The organism is Pseudoalteromonas prydzensis (assembly GCF_011050055.1).
Taxonomy (GTDB): domain Bacteria; phylum Pseudomonadota; class Gammaproteobacteria; order Enterobacterales; family Alteromonadaceae; genus Pseudoalteromonas; species Pseudoalteromonas prydzensis_A.
Window position 1 is genome coordinate 110,465 of record NZ_DRGM01000210.1, and the last position, 11,320, is coordinate 121,784.

Genomic DNA, 11,320 nt, shown 5'->3' on the forward strand with positions numbered 1-11,320 from the left:
AACTAAAGTATGGAAGTATTGAGTGAAATTGCCAGTAATTAACCGAAGAGATATTGTTTTTCTAATAAATAAAAAGGCCTACCTTCTGGTAAACCTTTATTTTAAAATGTATTTTTAATTAATTGCGATCGTCACTGATACGACTAGCAACGGCGCTGGTTTGATCTTTATATTTGGCATCTTTACGAATGTTATACGGGTTTTCAGCAGGGCCTGACAGGGTTTCAAAACTCATTGCGCCAATTTTCATCATTGGCCGCAGCGCCAGTGGCAGCTTACCTGAGTTATAAAACTCTAACACGATATTACCAGACCAACCTGGATCTATCCGGTGTGCCGTAACGTGCACCATCAAACCTAGTCGCGCCAATGACGAACGGCCGTCAAGCCAACCCACAATATCAGCCGGTAACGTTACTTTTTCGTAAGTCATTGCAAGTGCGAGTTCACCCGGGTGTAAAAAGAACGCATCGCCATCTTTTAGCACGATTTCATCGCTCATTATCGATTCCATCGCTTTATTAAGCTGATCTTTAGGACCGCTTAAATCAACATACGCTGCGGTATGATCTTGAAACACACGAAACTTATTGCCTAACCGTAAGTCTGCCGTTACCCCAGAAATCATTTCATCGGTCGGACTTGGCTCAATAATAATACGTTGTTGGGCAATATATTCTTTAATATGGGTATCTGATAATCTCATTAGTTAATCATCCGTAATCACAATCTCAACTGAGTCATGATGGGGTTGTTGATAGTAAAGCGTACTGGCAATTAAGCGCGCAGCATCAGCATAAGTTTTACTCACAGCAGCTTGGTTATCCATTGCTATTAATTTGCCTTGCTCTGAGTATTCGCGAATATCAATCGCCAGTGGAATTTTTGACAACACAGGCACACCATGACGCTGGGCTAATTTTATTGCGCCATCTTTGCCAAATACATGATTAGGCTCACCACAGTGCGAGCATAAAAAATGGCTCATGTTTTCAATCAAACCTAACACCGGCACATTCACTTTATTAAACATCGCGATGCCTTTTTGTGCATCTGCCAACGCTAAATCTTGTGGCGTGGTGACAATCACAGTGCCACTGGCAGGCACTTTTTGACTCATAGTTAATTGAATATCGCCAGTGCCCGGTGGCATATCTACAATCAGGTAATCAAGCTCGCCCCAAGCTGTTTCGTTAAGTAACTGATTAACCGCACCCGAGGCCATTGGCCCACGCCATACCGTGGCGTCATCACTGGGCACTAAAAAACCGATTGATTGAGCTTTAATGCCATTAGCATCAAAGGGCTGTAATTGTTTATCATCTTGTGTCGTAGGCGCCGCGCCGCTTAGCCCCAACAACATAGGAATAGAAGGACCATAAATATCCGCATCTAAAATCCCAACTTTGCCACCTTCAGCGATAAGGGCGCCCGCCAAATTCACAGCTGTAGTTGATTTACCAACCCCGCCCTTGCCAGATGCAATCAATACAATATGTTTAATAGATTTGAATTTGCACGCGCCAGGCAGCTCAACATTAGCGTTAATCACCACCGTTTGCTTAAGCTTTTCGCTGACAAACTCAGCCACTTGTGGCATTTCAGATAGCGCAGCAAATGGCAGCGTTAAATTGAGTAATAATGAGTTATCATTTTGTGGTTCAATACGGTTGATAAATTTTTCATCAACGCCAACTGCAAAAGCGGCACTGCGATACCCTGCTAATGCAGCAATAATCGGTTGTTTTTGCACCGATTTAGAAGAGAATAGTTTCGACAGTCCAAACATAGCAATAAAATAGTGTTTCTTTGATGAAAATTGCCTCGGAATTATGTAACATTCAGGGCATTAACACCAGTCAATTAATGAAAATCGGCTCACCACTAAGGTGTTTCCTTTAGGTTTGCTGATAATATTATGATTTTCATCCGTTCCCTCACCGGAACCGTCAATTCGGAATGATTATGGCACAGCGAAAGATCCTCATTACCAGCGCATTACCTTATGCCAATGGCCCAACACATTTAGGTCATTTATTGGAATATATTCAAACTGATATTTGGTCGCGTTTTCAAAAATTACAAGGCCACGAAGCTTATTATGTTTGCGCCGACGATGCCCATGGCACACCAATAATGCTAAATGCGCAGAAGCAAGGGATCACGCCGGAAGAAATGGTAAAAAATGTCAGTATTGAACGACAACGTGACTTTGCAGACTTCAATATTAAATTTGATAACTATCACAGCACTCACAGCCAAGAAAATAAAGAATTAAGCGAACTTATTTATAATCGCCTAAACGATGCCGGTCATATCAAAAAGCACACTATTTCGCAGTTATTTGACCCTGAAAAAGGCATTTTCTTACCGGATCGTTTTGTAACGGGTACCTGCCCTACTTGTAAGTCTGAAGATCAAAATGGCGACAGCTGTGACGCATGTGGTGCAACATACAGCCCTACAGAGCTAATTAATCCGCGCTCTGTGATGTCGGGTGCTGAGCCTGTATTAAAAGATTCTGAGCATTACTTTTTCGATTTACCCGCGTTTGAAGACATGCTTAAAGAATGGCTTCACTCCGGCACTATTCAGCAAGAAATGGCCAACAAGTTAGACGAATGGTTTGCCGATGGCCTGCAACAGTGGGATATCAGCCGTGATGCACCTTATTTTGGTTTTGAAATCCCGGGTGCACCAGGCAAATACTTTTATGTATGGTTAGATGCGCCAATTGGTTACATGGCCAGCTTTAAAAACTTATGCGACAAACAAGGCATCGACTTTGATGCATTTTGGCAAGAAAGCTCAGACGCTGAGCTTTACCACTTTATCGGTAAAGATATTATCTACTTCCACAGCTTATTTTGGCCTGCAATGCTTGAAGGCGCAAAATTCAGAAAGCCAACCAATGTATTCGCGCACGGTTTTGTCACCGTTAATGGCGCGAAAATGTCTAAATCAAAAGGCACGTTTATTAAAGCGCGTACTTATTTAGACAACCTAGATCCTGAGTTTTTACGTTATTACTACGCAGCAAAACTTAACAGTGGTATTACCGATCTTGATTTAAACCTTGAAGACTTTGCACTGCGCGTAAATTCAGACCTAGTGGGTAAAGTGGTTAATATCGCCAGTCGTTGTGCCGGTTTTATTACTAAAAAGTTTGACGGTAAATTAAGTGACACTGTAATGGAGCCACAATTATTAGCTGAATTCCAAGCCGCTACCGACACTGTTGCTCAACACTATGAAAACCGTGACTACAGCCGTGCAATTCGTGAGATCATGGCACTTGCTGATAAAGCCAACCAGTTTATTGATACCGCAGCACCCTGGGTATTAATTAAAGACGAAGAAAAGCAAGAAGAAGCGCACCAAGTATGTTCGCTTGGACTTAACTTATTCCGCGTATTAATGACTTACTTAAAGCCAGTATTACCGGGTATGGCAGCCAATGTAGAAGCGTTTTTAAATGATGAGCTATCATGGCAAGGCGCGCAAACTGCGCTGGTAAGCCACCCTATCAATAAGTTTAAACCGTTAATGCAACGTGTCGAAATGGATAAAGTAAACAAAATGGTTGAAGAATCAAAAGAAAGTTTATTAGCAGCAAAAGACAAAATTGATCCTAACAGCCCACTTGCTAAAGAGCCAATCGCTGCTGAAATCGAGTTTGATGATTTTGCCAAAGTAGATTTACGCGTAGCTAAAATAGCTAAAGCAGAGCACGTTGAAGGCGCTGACAAGCTACTAAAACTCACCCTCGATTTAGGCGGCGAAACACGTCAAGTATTTGCTGGTATTAAATCAGCTTACGCGCCAGAAGACATCGAGGGCAAACTAACTGTTATGGTTGCGAATTTAAAACCACGTAAAATGCGCTTTGGCATGTCAGAAGGCATGGTTTTAGCTGCCGGCCCTGGTGGTAAAGAAATTTACATACTCAACCCAGACGATGGCTCAGAGCCAGGCATGCGAGTAATGTAATTCGACTGGTAAAAAGTTAAAGACTAAAAAGCCGTTGTTTTAAAACAACGGCTTTTTTAATTTATTTTTAATTGCTCTATAAATCATAATCCAATTAAAACGCAAAAAACCATATTGACTAATCAATATGGTTTCTTTTTAAAACGGCTTGTAGTGATACAGAAATAACTTATAGAGAAAGGTACTCTTTAGCGCGAGTCAGGTTATGCGATACCATTGCGCTGTCCGCAATTTGTGCTGCTTCGTATAAATCAGAAAGACCAGCCGTATCATTATTAGCCATCATACGTGACACACCACGATTACTTAATGCATACGCTGTTAACTCACGTACTTTAAATTTTGGCGCATTGCTTTGCTTTAAAAGTGCAATCGCTTTGGTGCAAATTGCTTCTGCTTGCTCATAATTCTTTGACTTAACATTCAATGCGCAGCTGTTAAACGACAGCTCAACTGGCTGTGCTGCGTTGGCCGTTTCAATAACCATTAATTTGTAATCACTGCCACCAGCCATAGCAGCTGCTGAGCAAGTTAGTAATGAGCCAAGTGCGATGGTTTTTATGAGTGATAATTTCATGATTATATTCCTATTTGGTTGAGTCCTGTCGTCTCTGGTGCCGACAATTGAACTTTAGAGTGTTAGCTCAATTTCGACAAACGATAAAAATAAACCCGATAGATGAATAAAATTAACTTATAGACTTTATCTTATAGGCTTTGTAAAAACGGATTTTTACTGAAACAAGATTCTGTAGTAAGACTAAAAGGTGTCAACATCACACCTTTTGATCTATAACAGCAAAAGCCATTAGCGCGTTATTTTATAATATACGAGCAACTAACTGGCTATAAAATGTTTTTTCTGCACTGGCAGGCGTTTACTTGAATGGTAAAACAGGATCATCCTTCGTAACCGCTTGTTCAGCTGTTGTACTAGGCAGTATAGGGCTTGGCGCGACTGAGCCTTGCGTTGTTTCTGTGTTCAAAATTAATGGTAAACCATCTTTACCACCACCTATCACCACAACTTTACTATTGTTAGATTTGGCCAACTCAACGGTCGCTTCAATCCCTCGCCAGCGTAAATAAGTTTCAGAAATACCACCACTGACTGTTTGCTGAAAATCTCGGATCCCTTCGGCTTCCGTTTTTTTACGTTGTGCTTCTTTTCTGGCTACAACTAAACGCATGTCGTATTCTTCATTCAAATAATCTTGATTCACTTTTGCGATAATCGCATTATGGACCTTTTCTGGGATATTAACGCGTTTGATCAACATATCATCCAAATTAACTAACACTTGCTCTGTATGCGTTGTTTTCTCTTGCTGTAAAATTGTTTTTTCTTGTAATTGCAGTTCCTTTAATACTTCATCTAAAAGCTCTTTTTGTACTTGTAAACGCATATTACCGTACACTTGCTCTGCCGTGTAACGCGATACAATCATGATCACTGCAGAGTTAACCTCGGGTAACACTGTTTCTTTTAAGTAATCCGTGCCAACTAATTTATGTAGATAAGGTATTTGTGCGACCACAGGTCGATAACGCACAGTCACCTCTAACGAAATTTGTAAGCCCTGCGACGTAATAGCATGGATGGTTTCATCAGCGGTTTGAAATCGACTAGAATATAAAGTTAGCGTATCCCAAGGCAACACTAACACGGTTCCTTCACCAAACGGTTTTTCCAAATAAGTACCACCGCCTAAACGTTTCCACAAAACTCCGACTTGGCCTGAATCAATTTTAATAAACATCACTGGCACCAACACCATGGCTAGAAACATAAAAATCAGTAATGTGATCCCAGCCCTAAAACGCCATGACAATATACGTTTATGAAATTTAGGCTTGTAACGTTTAATAAACCGCATACTGATATTAGTGATTAATACTGCAAGCAGTAAACCCGCAAGCACCAACAGGGTCAAATCGGGAGTAATGACAATATTCATGATGAGACCCCATTGCTTACAATATCGTTATTATCGGTTAACTGCCCTTCCACCATTTTTAAGTGGGCATCGGCTAAATGAAAGTATGTATCATCATGGGTAATTGCAATCACTGTATTTCCTCTTGCTTTGAGTCGCGGTAACACTTGCTCGTAGAATTTACGCCTAAAAATAGGGTCTTGATCGGCTGCCCATTCATCAAAAATATATACAGGTCGATTTTCTAAAATTGTACTCAATAGCGCTAAACGTTTTCGCTGTCCTGACGATAAGTCAACCGTGCTAAATTGACCATCGACGATACTCACTTTGGTGTTCATTTCTAAAAATGCCAACCATTCATCAATTTCTTGCTGTTTTGTATCGTGAATACCATACAGCTGTTTAAATAAATGAAAGTCAGAAAATACCGCTGTAAATAAGCTACGATAACCTTGCAGCGAAGTTTCATTGAGCTGTTGACCATCAAGGAGTATTTTTCCAGCCTGTAACTCATATAAACCGGTGAGCATACGAATAAAGGTGGTTTTTCCGCTTCCGTTTCCCCCAGTAATAAACGTAATTTTGCCCCGCTGCAGCTGAAAATCAATGGGCCCAACTACGAAGGCATGTTCACCTGGGGCACGATTATGCTGATAATATGCACCACTTAATTGTATCTGCTCAAATGTTGCAAGCTCAGCATGAGCCGAGTTTGTATGTTGAGTTTTTTCCTGTTCACACTGCAACTCCTTTTCCAACGCTAACACATTTTGCCCTGCCTCACTGGCAGCGGTAAAAATAGGAATACCGCCGACAATACTGGTGATCGGGCCAATTAAAAATAGCGAAGCTGTGGTGACTTTAATAACCACATCGGTGTAGACATGCGATAACACGGGGACAATAAAAACCATAGCCCCAGTTGCCGCAAAAAAACTGATTTGCGATAAAATAAAATCGCTGGCAAACAAAGTTTGTGTTTTGGTCTTCGAGCGTTTAGCGCGTGCTGAGTCCATTGCAAACTCATATTCAAGATCATCCGCTCTTGGCACACTTAGCTTTACTTCTTTAAAGCCATCGAGTAAATCAGATAAGCGTTGAATTAATTTGTTTTCGCTCTCAAATGACTGCTGCATATTCTTTTGTATTTCGTCTGCCCGCAGTCGGTGAATGCTGCCTCCAAGCATAATCAATACGGCCAACACAATGAAAGCGACAAAGGAATGATATGCAATATACATAGATGTAAAAAAAACTAAGCTAATTGACTGTCCTATAATCACAAACAATTGTGCAGACTGAGAAATAGTCTGTAATTCTTTGCTTAGCGTAGTAAAAATTCTCTCTTTACCAATCTTCTCTAAGGTCGCCAGTTCAGTGTGACGAACACATTCAAATAACTCGACACGTAACCCATCTATGGCCTGTTCAACCATTTTTGCGGCTTTAGTCATTAATCTATGTTGGGTGAGACCATAAATAGCAATGGTTAACGAAAATAAAGCGAGATAATAAAGAATATGATTTTCGCGGTGAATATCAGCAATATTTTCCGCAACATTATTTATTAGCGCTAAAACGAGGGCATTTGCTAATCCGGAAATACAGCCTAGCGCAGCAAATGTTCTTTTTTTAACTGTGATGTTTCGACTAATTAAATCGTATAATACCATGTTAGGGTCTTTTATTGTTTTTGATGGTCTTTATCAACACCCATTAACGTACAGCTAAGTAGTATTACCACTGCTTTCTAAACAAATGGTTTAACTAAGCTGTATAAGTAATTGAGCGTTAAACGTTGTTATCCATGTCGCTGTATTAGTTGTTATGTATCTTGGCTATGTGTCGACTCTTTTTTATGCGCAAAAATCAATATTAATAAACCAACAAAAGGTGTCAGCATCAGCGAAAGCAAAAAAAAGCCAACAGGGCCTGCAAACGTATTTCGCCCCCAGTAACCACACAATAAACATAATCCTAAATATAAAATGACGATCATTATTAATTCCTTTCAGTTAAGCTGTAATCAATTGATAAATAAACCAGCAATAACTGCTGGTTTATTTAGGGTTTAGCTCATTCTACTTACACTGCAGCTTGGCTTGGTTGAGCACTTACATCACCTTTGTCTTTACGATACTTCGCTGCGATCTCAGAGATATCACCTTTAATACTTGCTAAATTAAGGTTTATCAATGTACCGCCATTTTCAAAGTGTCGAATAAACGTAGAACCGACTGCATGCGAAGATGCCGCCGAGATCACAGGCATAAATGCAATGGAACTGAGTGTTCCAATGATAGGAATAGCCTTGAGGAAACTACTTAAACCAGCCCCACCTAATGTCTGTGGAAAAGAGCCACCAATTACGGCACTAATAGTGCCTCGCAGCTTATTCTCACTATAGGATTGGCCATATACCTTAGCAATCTCATCAATCATTTTTATTTGAATACCTGTCAAAGCTACCAAATCAACCACCGGAATTGGAATAAGTCCGCTGCCAAATGACCATTTGCTATACTTATCGACAATGATCTGCGCTACAGCCACTCGATTTTCTGCTTCAACGAGATCTGCTTGTTGCTCAGAAACGGTGTCAGTATTCGCCTTTTCGTCCTTCGCTGTTTTTGCCGCTGTCATATTTTTTCCTCTATGAATTAAATTAACAGTTGTTGAACCCACCAAATTACTGCTCTAGTAAAACTTTAGTCAGTAACTTGCCCTTTTTCACTTTTCTTTTCATGAATATAAAAAGAAAAGTAACACTTTGCATAAACATGCAAACAGTAATTGGACTACAACCACTCCTTGTTCAGGTTTGGTTCCAACTTTATTAGTACTTAGCCCATTGCTAATGCAAGGGACTAAGCAATGCAATTCTTTTGGCACTTATTAATCCATCGACACAACTTTATGCATCATTTAATAGCGCTTGGCACTTCTGTTCACGGTGCTTATCACTGTAAAAAATTATATTTCTGATCTCACTTGCGATGCAGTCCGACTCTAGCCCTGTTTTAACGTAATTACTAAAGACCATCACTGACTGATCCCGTTCCACTAAACGATTAAAGCTCGTCACCCATGAATATGGATAACTACCTGAGTACTGTAAAAATTTTTCATACTTTCGCAGATTGGCATCAGCAGGATCGGATGGACAATCGGCAACTTTGCCAAACTGTAACGGGTCAATAAATGTAACAAACCAACCATAGCCATAGTATTCGCATTGCGTGCTGTTATCGGTATTAGCATAAGGTGCAAATGCCACTACCTTTTGTGCCTCATCTAAAATTTTACTTGTGTACAATGCCTGATCCCACTTATGCATATCAGTCACTGTTGAGTACATATCACCAGCAGCATAAAGTACCAGTGGATTGCTATAAGGATTCTTTAAAATATTCTCATATGGTGCAGGACCGCCGACTAAGGGAGGCCGGCCATTGGCTAGTGGTAAATATGGATTTTGATTTGAGATATAACCTGTGGTCATATTTTGATACACGCCAATAGCGCTAAATGAACCACTATCGTTCATATTGATCGGATCTAATATTTGTTCTTTAAGGAGGTTTTCGAACCAAAAGCTGCGATCAATATCGCCTTGGCTACCCGCAGCAATTTGCTCAATAATATTGCCGATTAAATAATAATTACAATTACTATATTGATATTTAGAGCCCGGGGTAAATGTCGGTTTTTCATCTTGTTCTGTACAAGTACAGAAACGATTACTGAAATCTTCAGGGCCATTTAAATTTAGCGTTTGATCATAAAGAAACGGCCGCCAACCATAATTATCATAAACATCTTCATTATCACTGTAATTATTAATGCCTGAAGACATAGTCAATAAATTGTGCAATGACACATCCGCACATTGATTTTTAGGAAACCAAGGTAAATAGTCACCTATAGTCTGGGTTCTTAAATCTTTGCCTTTGAGCATTTTCATTAACATGGTTGCTGCAAATGCTTTAGTGTTAGAACCAATTCGGTATTTTGACTCGGTAGTATTTGCAATATCATATTGCATATTTTGCGGTCCACAATTTGCCTCGTAGACAACCGCATCAGCAGAAGTAATATACACAGTGCCAAAAAAGACTAAAGTGTCGCAATATTCCTGCACTGTTGCAGCAATCATTTCTATCTGAGTCGCTGTGATAGTGACATTTTTTGCCACACTCTTTTTTTGCAAACAAGACGCTAAGATCAAACTTAATAAGCAGACAATCATGATTTTAAATTTTACATGCGTAAGCCATTTCATTATTCTTCTCCTGTAAATAGCCACATCTCTTTGCCAAAATCATCACTGCTAACAAAGTGAACATAGTCTTAGTAAACTTCTTATAATAACAACCAGTTAGGCCATGCCAACCAGTACTTTTCGAGGACCGCTATATGCCTCTCGTCCATGGGTGTACAGCATGTTATCAAGCAACAAAATATCATTGCGCTGCCATTGATAAGAGAATGTAAGCCCACGATACACATCATTGATCGCGGCTATATCTTGTGGGTTAATGTGCGTGCCGTCACCGTAGTACGCATTACGGGGCAAATGTGCTTCACCGATACTACTTCGCATTGATTGCACCACTGCACTGTCCATACTTGAACAATGAAAAAGATGGGCTTGGTTAAACCAGACTTTCTCACCACTTGAGGGGTGAGTAACAACCGCAGGGCGACATTGACGTGTTTGCAATTTATCGCCATCAAGCCATTCGAATTGTATGTCGTTTGCATGGCAATACTGTGCAACTTCACTTTTACTCTGTGTTTGAAACACTTCTTGCCAAGGTAAATCAATATCGCCGTAGTTTCGCACGTACATAACACCTAAGCGCTCAAACTTTTCTCTGATCTGCACGGGTATGTGGTTATACACAGCTCTACTATCGGCCAAGGGGGTATTGCCCCCAGTCGTCGCTGGCACCACACAGAAAAACCCCATTCTCATCGGCCAACTATTCGAATAAGCATTTTCGTTGTGTTGCAAAATCACCTGATCAGCATGGTATTCTGTGGTGGTATAAATATTATTCTTCAACGCAGTGCGTGGCGAAGAACGATACACATACTGTTTTAGAGGCTCACCAAAGATAGTTTCTAAAATAGTACTAAATTGATGCGTACTAACAATATTTAGTCCTCGCAGTAGCGCAAAACCATCTTGATTTACCCAATCATTTATTAAGTCAGTATTGGCTTTAACCCATGCCAAACCACTTTGCTTTTCAGCACTCATATCATGCACTCGACAATCGCTATTGCCGGTGTCTAAAGCCATATCTATTGCTAATAACTGATCCATTTCATTTCCATCCTTTTAATAGGTAAGGGGTTTACTGTAGAACATAGCTCCCCCACTT

At 40.2% G+C, this 11,320-nt stretch carries 10 protein-coding genes; 1 reads left to right on the top strand and 9 read right to left on the bottom strand.

Features of this window, described 5'->3' with window-relative positions; genetic code table 11:
• Window positions 1-118 precede the first annotated feature (118 nt).
• Both dcd and apbC read right to left on the bottom strand, forming a co-directional pair.
• Window positions 119-706, bottom strand: coding sequence for a dCTP deaminase (gene dcd, locus ENH88_RS21865; protein ID WP_304185583.1), 588 nt, complete (start codon window positions 704-706; stop codon window positions 119-121).
• Window positions 707-709: 3 nt separating this feature from the next.
• Complete coding sequence (gene apbC, locus ENH88_RS21870) at window positions 710-1,789, bottom strand: iron-sulfur cluster carrier protein ApbC (RefSeq protein WP_304185585.1); 1,080 nt, start codon at window positions 1,787-1,789, stop codon at window positions 710-712.
• A gap of 176 nt (window positions 1,790-1,965) precedes the next feature.
• Between apbC and metG the strand changes: the two genes are divergently transcribed.
• The gene (metG, locus tag ENH88_RS21875; RefSeq protein ID WP_304185588.1) at window positions 1,966-3,990 is read left to right on the top strand and encodes a methionine--tRNA ligase; all 2,025 of its coding nucleotides are present in this window, start codon (window positions 1,966-1,968) and stop codon (window positions 3,988-3,990) included.
• Window positions 3,991-4,159: 169 nt separating this feature from the next.
• Here metG and ENH88_RS21880 read toward each other — a convergent pair whose 3' ends face one another.
• From ENH88_RS21880 to ENH88_RS21910, 7 genes are all read right to left on the bottom strand, one after another.
• Window positions 4,160-4,567, bottom strand: a complete 408-nt coding sequence (locus ENH88_RS21880) for a hypothetical protein (protein ID WP_304185589.1) — start codon at window positions 4,565-4,567, stop codon at window positions 4,160-4,162.
• A gap of 301 nt (window positions 4,568-4,868) precedes the next feature.
• Complete coding sequence (locus ENH88_RS21885; protein ID WP_304185590.1) at window positions 4,869-5,948, bottom strand: prohibitin family protein; 1,080 nt, start codon at window positions 5,946-5,948, stop codon at window positions 4,869-4,871.
• Window positions 5,945-7,603, bottom strand: a complete 1,659-nt coding sequence (locus ENH88_RS21890) for a cyclic peptide export ABC transporter (protein ID WP_304185591.1) — start codon at window positions 7,601-7,603, stop codon at window positions 5,945-5,947. The genes ENH88_RS21885 and ENH88_RS21890 overlap by 4 nt, the downstream gene beginning before the upstream one ends.
• Before the next feature lie 152 nt (window positions 7,604-7,755).
• Entirely contained in the window at window positions 7,756-7,929 is a 174-nt protein-coding gene (locus ENH88_RS21895; protein ID WP_304185593.1) for a hypothetical protein, read from the bottom strand.
• Window positions 7,930-8,015: 86 nt separating this feature from the next.
• The gene (locus ENH88_RS21900; RefSeq protein ID WP_304185594.1) at window positions 8,016-8,573 is read right to left on the bottom strand and encodes a YcjF family protein; all 558 of its coding nucleotides are present in this window, start codon (window positions 8,571-8,573) and stop codon (window positions 8,016-8,018) included.
• Between the two features lie 271 nt (window positions 8,574-8,844).
• Window positions 8,845-10,212, bottom strand: coding sequence for a serine hydrolase domain-containing protein (locus tag ENH88_RS21905; protein WP_304185595.1), 1,368 nt, complete (start codon window positions 10,210-10,212; stop codon window positions 8,845-8,847).
• Window positions 10,213-10,308: 96 nt separating this feature from the next.
• On the bottom strand, window positions 10,309-11,262 hold the full coding sequence (locus ENH88_RS21910) for a TauD/TfdA family dioxygenase (RefSeq protein ID WP_304185596.1): 954 nt from the start codon (window positions 11,260-11,262) through the stop codon (window positions 10,309-10,311).
• Window positions 11,263-11,320: the final 58 nt, after the last annotated feature.